This window comes from Gordonia sp. (in: high G+C Gram-positive bacteria) (assembly GCF_049299075.1).
In the GTDB taxonomy this organism is placed as follows: domain Bacteria; phylum Actinomycetota; class Actinomycetes; order Mycobacteriales; family Mycobacteriaceae; genus Gordonia.
Genome location: NZ_JBAQWU010000127.1, coordinates 1 through 14410, shown reverse-complemented (window position 1 = coordinate 14410; position 14410 = coordinate 1). Strand labels below are relative to the sequence as shown.

Here is a 14410-nt window from a genome sequence, read left to right as displayed (position 1 = left end):
AGCGGGGACTGCGCGGCAACCTCCGGCTCCGGCTGCGGTACTGGCTTCGACTCCGGCTTCGGATCGGGCTTCGGATCCGACTCTGGTTGCGGCTGCACGTCACCCGAGGTAGCCAGCGATCCGGGCGCGGACTGCGCGGCGCCCTGATTCGGCCGCTTGGCGACACCGATCTCCGGCTTCTGCGCGGGCTCAGCCGCCCCCTGCGGCAATACCTCTACGCTGCGGTTGGTACTGGCGGTCGGTCCCGCGTCAACGGCGAGAACGTCCACATCACCGCCCGAGGTGGTCTTCGGCTTTCCCGCATTTATGGCCTGATTGCCCCAGTAGTCGACGATCGCAACCGGCATTTTCACGATCGACAGCACACTCTTGCCCAGCGCTTCGACGCTGTCGACAAACAGATCGACGTTGAAGGTCACCATGCTCTGAAGCAGATCGGTGAACACAAACAGGTCGGGAAGGTAGCCGCCGTAGCCCAGCTTGGGCAGCGACGGGAAGAAGTCCATGACCGGCGAGATGTACTGCTGCAGATCCGCCAGGTTCGCGTGCGGGAGCACCGAGTTGATGTTCGGCAGCAGGCCCCAGAAGTCGATGACCTTGCGCGCATCGAGCCCCACGACCTTGCGGACATCATTCACCAAGTTCTGGCGGATCTCGGCGATCGCCGACGGCGCCCGGACGACGCAGTCGGTGTAGCCGTTGACCGATTCCTTCGACGCGCATTTCCACGTCGCTCCACCCACCCCGGCCCACATCCGGGTCGGGTAGTAGCCGTGCTTGGTGAAGTAGCCGACGAGGCCGTCGAGCACACCGAACGGGTCATGCAACAGATCGGGCAGATCACAAACCGGGTCGCCCTCATAGCAGTACGTGGTGACGGGAATACCGCCGAAGCCACCGGGTCGCGCCCCGGTCATGGTGAGCCCCGGGATCACGCCGATCATGGAGAGTTCGATGCCTCGACCACTCTCGGGCCCGTCGCGCCGCGGATCAGAATAGAGCTCGCCGGTCATCCCGTCCTTGGAGAGGGTCACTTCCTGTCCGTCGACGAGCACCGTGTTGTCACGACCGTTGGCGATGTCCGAGAGCACGTCACCGGCGACGCGGGCGCCCTGGGAGTAACCGGTGACGACCACCCCTTTGTCCGGACAATTCTTCTGGTACTCGGCGATCTGGTACTTGGTCGATGCCACGCCCAGCGCCACATCCTCGTTGTACCCGACCGAACCCACCGGCCACAGCGTCGTCGGATATTCGGCGTAGAGCACCTTGTACTCTTTGGTGTTTCCGTCGGCGTCGGCACCGTGATAGGGGCTCGCCGCGTCCTCGACGATCTTGACCTTGCCGTTCTCGTCCAGGATGGGCCGCTTGCCGGTGTATCGCTCCGCGACACCCACCATCGCCTGCGCATCGGGATCGCCGGTACCTGCCACTATCACGACGGCGCCGGCTTTGCAGTCGTACGCATCGTCGGCGTGGGCCAGGCCCACTCCCGCCGGGATACCCAGTGCGCCAATCACCGCCGCTGCGGCGAAAACGACACCGACATGCTTGGACCGAATGCTCAACGACAACGATTTCACGATCAACCCCCAGGAAACCTGTGACAGCGGTACTATTCCGCCGATCGTCGAGATTCTTCCCGGTTCGCGCGTTCTCGCATAGTCCCTGAAATGGGGACAAGTGCTGTTATCAGATGAGTATTCGGTGATCTCGCCTAGCACATTCACCACTCTCGCGCGCCTTATGCGCACGACGATCTTCTGCGTTTCCGGCGCCCGGACGCGGTGCGATACCCTCAAAGGCAGGTCATGAGTATCAGCACTGAGCCCCGGCTCGCTGGTCGGCAACCCTCCATCCGCGGTGGGGTGCTCCGGGTGATGACCTGGTCGCCATACTGAGGTGACAAGCGCGGGTCCGACCGTCGGACCCCTGCCGGGCACTGCCCGGCCGAGGGAAAGAAAGAGTGCTTCGCACATGTCTGACAACAACTGGAGTTTCGAGACCCTGCAGGTACACGCCGGCCAGACCGTCGGCGACACCAATGCGCGGGCCCTGCCGATTTACCAGACGACGTCGTACGTCTTCAACGACACCGACCATGCCGCGAACCTGTTCGCCCTGGCCGAGCCCGGCAACATCTACACGCGCATCATGAACCCGACGCAAGATGCCGTCGAGCAGCGGATCGCTGCGCTCGAGGGCGGCGTCGCTGCCCTGCTGCTGGCCTCCGGTCAGGCCGCGACCACCTACTCGATCCAGAACATCGTCGAGGCCGGCGGCAGCGTCGTGGCCACCCCGCGCCTGTACGGCGGCACCCAGAACCTCTTCGCCCACACCCTGCCGAAGTTCGGCATCGAGGTGATCTTCGTCGAGAACCCCGACGACCCAGCTTCGTGGCAGGCCGCCATCAAGCCGAACACGCGCGCGCTGTTCGGTGAGTCGATCGCCAACCCGCACAACCAGCTGCTCGACGTCGAGGCCGTCGCGGCCGTCGCACACGAGAACGGTCTGCCGCTGATCGTCGACAACACCGTGGCCTCGCCGTACCTGTACCGTCCGCTGGAGCACGGCGCGGACATCGTCGTGGAGTCGGCCACCAAATACCTCGGTGGGCATGGCACCACCATCGGCGGCGTGATCGTCGACGGCGGTGGCTTCGACTGGCGCGTCCAGCGCGACGGCGCAGACCTGTTCCCCGGCTTCACCACCCCCGACCCCAGCTACGGCGGCGTGGTCTACGCCGACCTCGGTGCTCCGGCGTACGCACTCAAAGCGCGCGTGCAGTTGCTCCGCGACACCGGCTCAGCCATTTCGCCGTTCAACGCCTTCCTGCTGGCCCAGGGCATCGAGACCTTGAGCCTGCGCGTGGAGCGGCACGTCGAGAACGCGCAGAAGGTCGCCGCGTACGTCGAGGCACACCCGCAGGTCACCTCGGTGTCGTACGCCGGCCTGGAGTCGTCGCCGTACTACGAGTTCGGTCGGCAGCACTACCCGAAGGGCGTCGGCTCGATTGTCGGCTTCGAGATCGAGGGCGGCGTGGATGCAGGCAAGCGGTTCGTCAACGGCCTGGAGCTGCACAGCCATGTGGCGAACATCGGCGACGTCCGCTCGCTGGTCATCCACCCGGCGTCCACCACGCACGCACAGCTGAGCCCGGACGCGCAGCTGGCCGCCGGGGTCACCCCGGGACTGGTGCGCCTGGCCGTCGGCACCGAGAACATCAACGACATCCTCGCCGACCTCGACAAGGGCTTCGGCGCAGCGAAGGGCTGATCTGAGCATGTCCCTGATCTCCGACCCGACGACGATGGTCGTGGGCGCCGACTGGGCCACCGGTCCCGACGGCGCCACGGTCGTCGTGCCGATCGGAGATTTGGAGCTGGAGTCGGGGCGGCAGCTCGACGACGTGACGGTCACTTTTCAGCGTTGGGGCACCCCCAACGCCGAACGCGACAACATCGTCCTCGCGCTGCACGCCTTGACCGGCAACTCGCACGTCACTGGTCCGCCGGACGAGCGCTTCTCGATGGTCGGCTGGTGGGATGGCCTGGTCGGCCCGGGGTGCGCCGTCGACACCGACGAGTGGTGCGTCGTGGCGCCCAACGTGATCGGTGGCTGCTACGGTTCCACCGGCCCCGGCACCCGCGCCCCCGACGGGACGCCGTGGGGGTCGCGTTTTCCGCGGCTCACCGTGCGCGACCTCGTCGAATCGGAGTGCCGCGCCTTCACCAGCCTGGGTATCACCGGCTTCGCCGCAGTCACCGGCGGCTCGATGGGCGGCGCGCGGGCCTTGGAGTGGTTGGTCAGCCATCCCGAGCTGATCAATGCGGGCCTGGTCTTCGCCGTGGGTGCACGAGCCTCGGCCGACCAGATCGGCACGCAGTCCACGCAGATCGCCGCGATCACCGCCGACCCGGACTGGCAGGGCGGCGACTATTACGGCACCGGTCGCGCCCCGATGACCGGCATGGGGATCGCCCGCCGCATCGCGCACTTGAGTTACCGATACGACGTCGAGCTCGATGAACGCTTCGAGAACTCGCCGCAGGGTGACGAGCATCCGCTGGTGGACGGCCGCTACGCCGTGCAGAGTTACCTGGAGTATCAGGCCGAGAAGCTAAAGTCGCGCTTCGATCCGGGCAGCTACGCCGTGCTGTCGGAGGTCCTCAATTCGCACGACGTCGGCCGCGGCCGCAGCGGTATCACCGCCGCGCTGAACTCGTGCACCGTGCCGACCGTCGTGGCCGGCATCGACTCCGATCGCCTGTACCCGCTGTATCAGCAGGCCGAGATCGCTGCCGAACTCGGCAACTGCATCGGCGGCCTCCGCGTAGTCCACTCCGCCGCCGGCCACGACGGCTTCCTCACCGAACGCGACGCCGTCGGCGACCTGCTCGCCCACACCATGGATATCGCCCGCCAACAGCGTGCGTGATGGTTTCGACACGGACCTCGGCTAGCGCCTCGCCCCGGCTCAACCATCGACAGACCACCCGCCCCCTGAGCTCACCCCCGCTCCCTGAGCTCACCCCCGCTCCCTGAGCTCGCCTCCGCTCCCTGAGCTTGTCGAAGGGTCACCCCACCTCGCTGGTTGAGCCCGAGGCGAACGAAATGAGTATCGGTGTTGAAACCACGCCCAGAGAAGCGCTAGAGCTGGTCGCCGGTTCCCAGCGAGTCGATCGACGTCGCTAGCCAGAACACCAGCGCACCCGTCGACGCCATCCATGCGACATCGAACGGACGGCTGCGTACCGCCAGCAGCCCAGCCCGGTCCGCCGGTAGCACCGCGCGCAAGACCGCACCCAACATCAGCGCGCCACCGAAGGCCACGCTGCCTCGTCGCCAGCGGTCCACCAGCACCAGGATCGCGGCGACGAGCACCACCGCCATCACCACCAGAAACGGGATCTGCCGGATGATCCGCGCACGCAACTGCGCCCGGCGCACTGCCGGGTCGGTGGCTGCGCTGCCGACGACCATCGTTACTGCGCCGCCTGCTTCGCCGCGGCCAGGGCTTCGGCCCGCTCAACGACGTTGACCAGCAGGAAGGCGCGGGTCAGCGGGCCTACTCCGCCAGGGTTGGGCGAGACCGCGCCAGCTACGTCCCAGACGTCCGGAGCGACGTCGCCCATCAGTCCGCCCTCGCCGCGACTCACACCTACGTCGATCACGGCCGCACCCGGCTTCACCATGTCGGCGGTGATCAGGTGCGGTACACCCGCGGCGGCCACCACGATGTCGGCGCGGCGAACTTCCGCCGCCAGGTCGCGGGTTCCGGTGTGGCATAGCGTCACGGTGGCGTTTTCGCTACGGCGGGTCAGCAGCAGTCCGATTGGGCGGCCGATGGTGATGCCCCGGCCCACGACCACCACGTGCGCCCCGTTGATCGGGATGTCGTAGCGGCGCAGCAGGTGCACCACGCCGCGCGGCGTGCAGGGCAGGGTCGCTTCTTCGCCGATCACCAGGCGGCCGAGATTGATCGGGTGCAGCCCGTCGGCGTCCTTAGCCGGGTCGATCCGCTCCAGGGCGGCGTTCTCGTCGAGATGCTTCGGGAGCGGCAGCTGCACGATGTAGCCGGTGCACGCGGGATCCGCGTTCAGCTCGTCGATCGCGGCGTTGAGCTCGTCTTGGGTGATGTCGGCTGGCAGATCCTTGCGGATCGAGGCGACACCGATCCGGGCGCAGTCCCCATGCTTGCCTTTGACATACGACTGCGAGCCGGGGTCGTCGCCCACCAGGATCGTGCCGAGGCCCGGGGCCTCCCCGGCTTCGCGCAGTCGATCCACGCGCACCTTGAGGTCGTCGAAGATCTCGTCGCGGGTGGCCTTGCCGTCCAGTCGAATCGCCGTCACGGTTCCCCATTGTTCCACTACTTGCAATGTTTCCCGCACCACACCGACACCGCGCCGCTCACATACCCCCTGGGGTATAGTTCGGCTGGCACTACCCCGATCCTCGAACAGGAGCCCCGCCATGCCGCTCTCCGGCTACTCCGACACCACGATGACCGTCGACCGCCTGGTCCCGGCCCTCGCCTCGCTGATGATCTTCGTGAGCATCGTTCTGGTCGCCACGCTCGGCCCGTGGTGGCTGTTGCTCACCGGCTTCGTCGCAGCAAACCTCGCCTTCTACGCCTACGCCGGCTGGTGCCCCGCCTCGCTGATCATGGAGAAGATCGGCCTGGGCCGCTACGCCGCCTGCACCCGCTGATCAGAACCGGTCAGGCACACTTAGGCTCCCTTTTCGACCCTGACGGTTCATAAGGGAACGTAACTCACGCGTAGCCTGGAGGGCGCAACCGCACGCGGGAGGGAACCAACTCATGGCCGACCAGATCAGCCTTGCCGATGCCCTCACCACCGAGCATCACGAGATCGACGCGGCCATCGATCGTTTCGCCGGCACCGGACCCGACGAGTCGCTGGCGGCCTGGGCCCAGCCGCTGGTCGATGGCCTGCGCGCACTGCGTCGCCATATTTACCTGGAAGAAGACCTGGTCTTCCCGCCACTCAAGCAGGGCGCGCTGACCATGCCAATCATGGTGATGGAGAACGAGCACGGCGAACTGTGGCGCCGACTCGACGCCCTCGAAGCCCTCCTGTCGCACGACGACGTCGACGCCGAACCCAAACGCTCGGCCACCATCACCGCCTGCCGCGAACTGCTCGCCCTGCTGGCCCAGCACAACGCCAAGGAGGAGCCGGTGATTTACCCGCACGTCGATCCGAGCCTCGACGAGGCGGCCGCCGCGCAGCTTGCCGAGTTCATGGAGACCGGCACCACCCCTGATGGCTGGACCCCCGCCCGGGCGGACGGCTGAGCCGCGAGCACAATGGGCCTCGTGCCTGAGCCGTTCGTCCTCAATCTGGTCTACTACCAGCCCTGCATTCCCCCGAACACTGGGAACGCCATCCGCATCGCGGCCAACACCGGCGCTCACCTGCACTTGATTGAGCCGCTCGGTTTCACCATGACCGACCAGCAGGTGAAGCGCGCCGGGCTCGACTACCACGAGATGGCCCATGTGACGGTCCACCCGGATCTGCCCACCGCGTGGGCTGCCCTGCAACCCGAGCGGGTGTTCGCGTTCTCCGCGCGCGCCGAGAAGTTCTACACCGACGTCGAGTACCGCTCCGGCGACGTGCTTTTGTTCGGCCCGGAACCCACTGGCCTGCCCGACGAGGTTCTCGCCGACCCGCAGGTCACCGAGCAGTTGCGCATCCCAATGCTGCCCGATCGTCGCTCGATGAATCTGGCCAACGCGACCAGCGTCGCCCTTTACGAGGCCTGGCGTCAGCACGGTTTCCCCGGCGCAATCTGACCCAGACGTAACCTCACAGACCCGGCATCGCTATATAGCGGTCGCCGTCTCTGTGACGTTACGGTAGGGACAAGGCTGAGTCAGCGGGGTTTGTTCGCGTAGACGTAACGGTAGTAGTCGGCGGCGGTGAGTTTGCTGGCCGCGGCCGGATCCACGACGACGGTCGCCCGCCGATGCCACTGCAGGATCGACGCCGGGCACGACGCGGTGAGCGGGCCCTCAACGGCCGCAGCGACCGCCTCGGCCTTGCCTGCGCCGGTGGCGACGAGCGCCAAATGCTTGGCGTCGCTGATGGTCCCGAGCCCCTGGGTGATTACGTGCATGGGAACCTGACTGAGGTCGTCGTCAAAGAACCGCGCATTGTCTTCGCGGGTCTTTGCGGTGAGCGTCTTGATCCGGGTGCGGGACGTGAGCGACGACGACGGCTCGTTGAAGCCGATATGCCCGTTGCTGCCGATCCCGAGGATCTGCACATCCACCGGCCCTACTTCGGCGATCCGCGCGTCGTAGGCGTCGGCCGCCGCAGAACTGTCGGGCGCCATACCGTCGGGCGAGTAGACGTCGCCGAGGTCGACGTGGTTGGTGAAGTTGTCGCGAATAAAGCGCGCGTAGCTCTCGGGGTGGGTCGGCGGGAGGCCGACGTACTCGTCGAGCAGCACCGCATTGACCCCGGCGAAGCTCAGCCCGTCGTCGTTATGCCGCCGGATCAGCTCCCGGTAGGTCGGCAGCGGCGACGATCCCGTCGCCAGCCCGAGCGTTCGGGCACCACCCCGCACGGCGCCAGCGATGATGTCGGCCATCACCTGCTCGGGGTGATCGGTGATCACAACTTCCATGCCTACCCTGCTTTCTCGTGATGATCGGCCGGTCAGCCTGAGGCTATCGCGCGTTCCGCGGGCGCAGATGCCGATCGGTGAGCACACGTTCGGTGGAGTGCCCGCTACCCGATCCGGAATCGTTTGTGCCGCGAGGTGGCACCGCCGACCAAAACGACGGTGCTCTTGGGAACCCCATAGTGCTTGGCGACCAGCAGCCCGACGGCCTTGGTGGCCTTACCTTCGGTGGCGGGCTCGCGGACGTATACGGTCAGCGTCCCGTCGGCGCCGACCTCCACCAGCGGCCCCTTCTTACTGTTGGGCTTCACCCGCACAGCCACCTGCTCCGGAACCTCCATCAGCTCAGTGTCTCAGCACCAGTCGGCTGCTCAGCACCAGTCGCGGGAGCGGGTGCCCACGCGCAGGTCCAGCTGCTGCAGGCGGTCGGCGACGACGGTCACCGCACCTTCGGCGTTCTGCACCTTCCCGCGGATCAGCAGCGCCGAGGCGGTCTGGGCCAGGCGCCGGTACCGCGTCCACAGCCCCACCGAGCACACCACGTTCACCATGCCGGTCTCGTCTTCCAAGTTGATAAAGGTGACCCCGGCCGCGGTGGCCGGGCGCTGCCGGTGCGTCACCGCGCCGCCGACGGTCACCCGCGAACCATCCGGTACCGACAGCAACTGGTCGGCCGGCACCACGCCCATCGCGTCCAGTCGCGGACGCAGATACTGCGTCGGATAGGTGTGCGGCGTGATCCCGGTGGCGATGGCGTCGACGGCGGCCAGCTCGACGTCGGACATGCCCGGCAGCGTCGGCGCGGCCCGCGGACTGACCACTGGCAGCTGCTCTTCACGCAGCCCGGCCACCGCCCCTGCCTCCCACAAGGCGGCCCGACGTTCCAGGCCCAGCGACTCGAAGGCGCCGGCGGTCGCCAGCGATTCCAGTTGCGCCGCAGTCAATTCCGTCCGCCGCGACAGATCGGCGACGGAGGTAAACAGCCCGCGAACCTCCCGATTGTCGACGATCCGCTGCGCCGCGTCGTCGCCCAGTCCGCGCACTGCGCCGAGCCCGATCCGCACGTCGAGGCCGCCGTTCTCCAGCTCGGCGTGGGCCACCGAGCGGTTCACGTCGGGCCGGTGCACGGTGACGCCGTGTCGTCGTGCATCGGCGACCAGCGACTGCGGCGAGTAGAAACCCATCGGCTGGGCCCGCAATAGTGCCGCACAGAACGCCGCCGGATGGTGCAGCTTGAACCACGCCGAATAGAAGACCAGCGACGCGAAGCTCTGCGAATGGCTTTCTGGGAAGCCGAAATTGGCGAAGGCGGCCATCTTCTCGTAGATCCGGTCGGCAGTCTCGCCGGTGATCCCGTTGACGCGCTCCATGCCCGCATAGAACCGGGCGCGTAGGCGTTCCATCTTCTCCGGCGACCGTTTGGATCCCATCGCCCGGCGCAGCTGATCGGCCTCGGCGGCACCGAATCCGGCGACGTCGACGGCCAACTGCATCAGCTGCTCCTGGAACAGCGGAATGCCCAGGGTGCGGTCCAGCGACTTGTGCATGGCCGGATGCTCCACGGCCGGCTCCTCCAATCCGTTGCGCCGCCGGATGTATGGGTGCACCGAACCGCCCTGGATGGGTCCGGGCCGGATCAGGGCCACCTCGACGACGAGGTCGTAGAAGTTGCGTGGTTTCAGTCTTGGGAGCGTGGCCATCTGCGCACGCGACTCCACCTGGAAGACGCCGACCGTATCGGCTGTGCAGAGCATGTCGTAGACGGCGGTCTCGGTGAGGTCGAGTTTGGCCAGATCCACCTCGATTCCCTTGTGCGCCTTCACTAGATCGATCGCGTAGTGCAGTGCCGAGAGCATGCCGAGACCGAGCAGGTCGAACTTCACCAGACCGATGGCGGCGCAGTCGTCCTTGTCCCACTGCAGCACGCTGCGCCCCTCCATGCGCGCCCACTCTGTCGGGCACACGTCGGCGATCGGGCGATCGCAGATCACCATGCCGCCGGAGTGAATGCCCAAATGCCTTGGCATGGAAGAGATTTCGGCGGCCATGGCGCGCACATCGGCGGGCGCCGAATCCGGGACTTTGCTCCACGCATCCTGCTGTCCGGGGTCGTAGCCGAGGGCGCGCGCCATATCGCGCACCGCCGAGCGCCCGCGGTAGGTGATCACGTTGGCCACCTGGGCGCTGTATGCGCGGCCGTGCCGGGCGTAGACATACTGGATCGCCTCTTCGCGCCGGTCGGACTCGATGTCGACGTCGATGTCCGGTGGCCCGTCGCGCTCGGGCGAGAGAAACCGCTCAAACAGGAGGTCCGCGGCGACCGGGTCCACGTTGGTCACCCCAAGCGCGTAACAGACCGCAGAGTTGGCGGCGCTCCCCCGGCCCTGGCAAAGAATGTCGTTGCGGCGGCAGAACGAGACGATGTCGTGCACCACCAGGAAGTAGCCCGGAAAGGTCAACTGCTCGATGATCCCCAGTTCGCGGTCGATCTGCCGGTAGGCGTCCGGCCGCTGCCCGCGCGTGCCGTACCGGTCCAGCGCACCCTGCTCGGTGAGTTCCCGCAGCCAACTCGCTTCGGTGTGCCCGTCGGGGACGTCGAACGGCGGGAGCTTGGGTGCGATCAGCCCGAGCGGAAAGGCGCAGTCGGCGGCCAAATCGGCGGCGTTCTCGATGGCGTCGAGGTGCGTGGGCAGCAGCCGGGCCATCTCGTCTCCAGTGCGCAGGTGGGCGCCGCCGATGCCGGGCAGCCAGCCGGAGATGGTGGCTAGATCGGTACGCGCCCGGACCGCTGCCACCGCCATGGCTAGGCGACGGCGCTGCGGTCCGGCGAAGTGCGCGCCGGTGGTCGCCACCGTGGGCAGCCTGAACTCGTCGGCCAGTAGGGCCAGTGCGGCATTGCGCTCGTCGTCGTCACTCCTTCCGGAGGCGGTCAGCTCCACCGCGACATTCTCGCGGGTGAATCGATCCACCATGTCTCCCAAGGCCTTTCGCGCCGCGGGGACCCCGCCGCGGGCGAGCGCCCGGCGCACCGACCCCTTGCGGCAGCCGGTAAGGATCAGCCAGTGGCCGACCGCCGCCTCGGTGATCGCCTCGGCGTCGTACCGCAACAGCCCTTTCGCACCACCGCTCATATGCGCGTCGGCGATCACCCGGGACAGCCGCCGGTAGCCCTCCGCATCGCGGGCGATCACCAGCAGGTGTTCGCCCGGCGGATCCACCGCCCCGGCCCGCACATTTCGCTGGTCGAGCCCCGTCGAGACCCCGAGGGAGAGTTCGGCGCCGAAGATCGTCGGCATGCCGCACTCGCGGGCGGCTTCGGCAAAGCGCACTACCCCGTAGAAGCCGTCGTGGTCGGTCAGCGCCAGCCCGGTCAGGCCGAGCCGCTGCGCCTCGGTGACCATCTCCTCCGGCAGGGAAGCGCCGTCGAGGAAGCTGAACGCACTGTGGGCATGGAGTTCGGCGTACCGGATCCGCGAGACCACCGGCTCCACGTCATCGGCCCGGTACTCGCCCCGAGTCCGCGACCACGCCGGAGCATCGTTGCCATCCCCCTGACCTTGCCCCGCCCCCCGAGCTCCTTCCGCCCCCTGAGCTCGTTCCGCTCCCTGAGCTTGCCGAAGGGTCACCGGTGGCCGCCCGGAGAGCACCCGCTCCATCTCCGACCAGCTCGGCGGCCCGTTGTTCCATCCCACGCACCCACCTTAGAACATGTGTTCTATTGTGAACAGGGGTCGTTGGGTCTCGGTCAGACTCTCTCCACTTTCCAGTCGACAGTATGAGAACCTGTTCTAGTGACTCGATACTTCGTGACCGGAGGCAGCGGCTTCATCGGCCGCCGGGCGCTCGTCCGCCTCCTCTCCCACGACGACGCCGAGGTGACTGTCCTGGTGCGCGCGCAGTCGCTGCCCAAGCTGGCTGCGGTCCTGGAAAAGATCGACGGCGGCGACCGCGTGGTGACTGCCGTCGGCGACCTGATCCCCGGCAACCTCGGCGGCCGCGACGATGTGCTGACCGATTCCGCAACCGGCGGCTACGACCACGTCATCCACCTGGCCGGCTGCTACGACTTCGAAGCCGACGACGAGACCCTCACTGCAGTGAACGTCGAGGGCACCGCCCGCGTCGCGGCTTTCGCCGCCCGGCACGGCGCCCTGCTGCACCACATCTCGTCAACCGCGGTTGCTGGCGACCATCACGGCGCCTTCACCGAGGCCGACTTCGACCTCGGGCAGGGCTTCCCGACCGCCTGCCATCGCAGCCAGTTCGACGCCGAACGCACGGTCCGCGAGACCGCAGGGCTCCGCTGGCGTATCTACCGCCCGTCCGCGGTAGTCGGCCATTCAATCACCGGCGAGACCGACCGAGCCGACGGCCTCTACTACTTCTTCCCGCAGCTCACCGCACTCGCCCAGTTGCCGGCGGCGGTACCGCTGCCGGTGATGAACATCGGCGACATCAATCTGGTTCCGGTGGATTACGTGGTCAAGGCGATCGATGCCCTGCACACTCACCGCGACGACGAAAGCGGCCTGGTCTTTCACCTCGCCGATCCGGAGCGCCGCACCGTCACCGACCTGTTCAACGCGCTCGCCCCCGCCGTCGGCGGACCGCGCGGTTTCGGCGCCATGCCCGCGGTCCTCGCCCGCTCGGTGATGAGCGCGATCGGCCTCACCCCACTGCGCGCCGGCCGCGATCTGGTGGCGCAGCAGATGGGTATCCCACCGGTCATGATCGACGTCGTGTCGGTTCCCGTGCAGCTCGTGTCCGACGACACCGCTGTCACCCTCGGCGAACTCGGTGTCACACTCCCCCAATTCACCACCTACCTGCCCAACTTGTGGTCGTACTGGTCGGACCATCTCGATCCCGGCCGACACCGGCGCGACGATCCGCGCGGCCCATTGGTGGGCAAGAACGTCGTGATTACCGGTGGTTCGTCGGGTATCGGCAAGTCGACGGCCCGGATGGCCATCACCCGCGGCGCCAACGTGATCCTGGTGTCGGTCGACGACGAGCAACTGTTCGAGACTGCCGACGAGCTCAACGCGGAGGTACCCCAGCCTGGTATGCCGCTGGGCACGGCGGTCGCCTACCCGGCGGATATCACCGACGAAGGTTCGGTGCGCACGCTGGTGAAATCGATCATCGCCGAGCAGGGGCACATCGACCTGTTGGTGAACAATGCCGGGCGGTCGATCCGCCGGTCGTCGCTCAACTCCCTCGACCGGGCGCACGACTATCAGCGCATGATGGCCGTCAACTACTTCGGCGCCGTCTACCTGACGCTGTCGGTGTTGCCGCACATGGTCGAGCGGCAGTCCGGTCACATCGTGAACGTCTCGGATGTGCTGGTGCAGAGCCGCAGCGCGCGTTTCGGCGCCTACGCCGCGTCTAAGGCGGCGTTGGAGGCGTTCGCCGATGCGACCAGCGCGGAGACCCTCTCCGATCACGTCACCTTCACTAATGTCCGTCTCCCGTTGACCCGGACCCGAATGATCGCTCCGACCCGGGCCTATGAATCCCGGCGCGGAATCTGGGGGGTCGACAAAGCCGCGAGCCGGGTGCTCAAAGCGATGATCGACCGTCCCCGGCGGGTGAACTCCCTGGTCGGCGGCCTCGCCGAGGCCAGTCACCGGCTGGCCCCGCAGCTGACCAACCGCCTCCTGCATCAGGAGTACCTGCGCGTCGGTGAGTCCGAGGCCTCACTCGGCACCACCCATGCCCCCTGAGACCCCGTTCTTACTCGTCGACGACGACGTCCTGCGCCGCAATGTGCAGCGCCTGGCCGACGCGGCCGCCGAGCAGGGGCTCCAGGTGCGCCCGCACGCGAAGACCCACAAGTGCGCGCAGGTCGCCGACCTCCAACTCGCCTCGGGCGCCCCGGGGCTGAGTGTCGCCACGATCGGCGAGGCCGAGGCCTTCGCCGCGGCGGGCTTCACCGACCTCTTCATCGCCTACCCACTGTGGCTGACCGAGGCGAAAGCCACCCGCCTGCGCACCCTCGCCCACACACTCCACGCCACCCCCTCGCCCGCCGAGCCCTCCCCCTCAATCGCTGAGCCTTCCCCCTCGCTCGTTGAGCCGGGCCGAGTCGCTAGCCGAGGCCCGTGTCGAAACGCCCTCAGACTCGCCGTCGATTCCGCCGACGGCGCCCGCCGGCTGGCCCGCGGCCTGCAGTCCACCCCCGCCGACGTCCTGGTTGAAATCGACTCGGGCATGCGCCGCAGCGGCGTCGCCCCGACCTGCGCGGGCG

Annotated in this window: 13 protein-coding genes and 1 riboswitch; of the genes, 7 read left to right on the top strand and 6 right to left on the bottom strand. The window is 67.4% G+C overall.

Going from position 1 to position 14410, the window contains the following annotated elements; genetic code table 11:
* Positions 1-1574 (bottom strand): cutinase family protein (locus WAW85_RS04380; RefSeq protein WP_422558425.1); only part of this gene is annotated, 1574 nt, incomplete at its 3' end.
* A 233-nt stretch (positions 1575-1807) separates the two neighbouring features.
* A riboswitch (SAM riboswitch) is annotated at positions 1808-1918 on the top strand.
* Between the two features lie 14 nt (positions 1919-1932).
* On the opposite strand from WAW85_RS04380, the gene WAW85_RS04375 reads away from it, so the two are divergent.
* Positions 1933-3276 carry a bifunctional o-acetylhomoserine/o-acetylserine sulfhydrylase gene (locus tag WAW85_RS04375; RefSeq protein WP_422558426.1) on the top strand — a complete coding sequence of 448 codons (1344 nt, stop codon included), beginning with the start codon at positions 1933-1935 and terminating at the stop codon, positions 3274-3276.
* Between the two features lie 7 nt (positions 3277-3283).
* Complete coding sequence (gene metX, locus WAW85_RS04370) at positions 3284-4438, top strand: homoserine O-acetyltransferase MetX (RefSeq protein WP_422558424.1); 1155 nt, start codon at positions 3284-3286, stop codon at positions 4436-4438.
* Between the two features lie 212 nt (positions 4439-4650).
* Here metX and WAW85_RS04365 read toward each other — a convergent pair whose 3' ends face one another.
* Together WAW85_RS04365 and WAW85_RS04360 are read right to left on the bottom strand one after the other, a co-directional pair.
* Positions 4651-4983 carry a DUF3017 domain-containing protein gene (locus WAW85_RS04365; protein ID WP_422558423.1) on the bottom strand — a complete coding sequence of 111 codons (333 nt, stop codon included), beginning with the start codon at positions 4981-4983 and terminating at the stop codon, positions 4651-4653.
* 2 nt (positions 4984-4985) lie between these two features.
* Entirely contained in the window at positions 4986-5855 is an 870-nt protein-coding gene (locus WAW85_RS04360; protein WP_422558422.1) for a bifunctional methylenetetrahydrofolate dehydrogenase/methenyltetrahydrofolate cyclohydrolase, read from the bottom strand.
* 121 nt (positions 5856-5976) lie between these two features.
* Here WAW85_RS04360 and WAW85_RS04355 point away from each other — a divergent pair, with 121 nt between their 5' ends.
* The 3 genes from WAW85_RS04355 (at position 5977) to WAW85_RS04345 (ending at position 7324) form a co-directional block, all read left to right on the top strand.
* A complete protein-coding gene (locus WAW85_RS04355; RefSeq protein ID WP_422558421.1) occupies positions 5977-6213 on the top strand; it encodes a YgaP family membrane protein in 237 nt (78 codons plus the stop codon).
* Positions 6214-6325: 112 nt separating this feature from the next.
* Positions 6326-6823 (top strand): hemerythrin domain-containing protein, encoded by a 498-nt coding sequence (locus WAW85_RS04350; RefSeq protein ID WP_422558420.1) that lies wholly within the window; start codon positions 6326-6328, stop codon positions 6821-6823.
* Positions 6824-6844: 21 nt separating this feature from the next.
* Positions 6845-7324, top strand: coding sequence for a tRNA (cytidine(34)-2'-O)-methyltransferase (locus WAW85_RS04345; protein ID WP_422558419.1), 480 nt, complete (start codon positions 6845-6847; stop codon positions 7322-7324).
* An 80-nt stretch (positions 7325-7404) separates the two neighbouring features.
* Here the strand turns inward: WAW85_RS04345 and nagB are convergent, their stop codons facing one another.
* From nagB to WAW85_RS04330, 3 genes are all read right to left on the bottom strand, one after another.
* Positions 7405-8160: a glucosamine-6-phosphate deaminase gene (nagB, locus tag WAW85_RS04340; RefSeq protein WP_422558418.1), complete on the bottom strand. Its 756-nt coding sequence runs from the start codon at positions 8158-8160 to the stop codon at positions 7405-7407.
* A 104-nt stretch (positions 8161-8264) separates the two neighbouring features.
* The gene (locus WAW85_RS04335; RefSeq protein WP_422558417.1) at positions 8265-8498 is read right to left on the bottom strand and encodes a DUF167 domain-containing protein; all 234 of its coding nucleotides are present in this window, start codon (positions 8496-8498) and stop codon (positions 8265-8267) included.
* Between the two features lie 30 nt (positions 8499-8528).
* On the bottom strand, positions 8529-11849 hold the full coding sequence (locus WAW85_RS04330; protein ID WP_422558416.1) for an error-prone DNA polymerase: 3321 nt from the start codon (positions 11847-11849) through the stop codon (positions 8529-8531).
* Between the two features lie 99 nt (positions 11850-11948).
* On the opposite strand from WAW85_RS04330, the gene WAW85_RS04325 reads away from it, so the two are divergent.
* Both WAW85_RS04325 and WAW85_RS04320 read left to right on the top strand, forming a co-directional pair.
* On the top strand, positions 11949-13886 hold the full coding sequence (locus WAW85_RS04325) for an SDR family oxidoreductase (RefSeq protein ID WP_422558415.1): 1938 nt from the start codon (positions 11949-11951) through the stop codon (positions 13884-13886).
* Positions 13876-14410: alanine racemase (locus WAW85_RS04320; RefSeq protein WP_422558414.1), on the top strand; the 535-nt coding region annotated here is incomplete at its 3' end. The genes WAW85_RS04325 and WAW85_RS04320, both read left to right, overlap by 11 nt.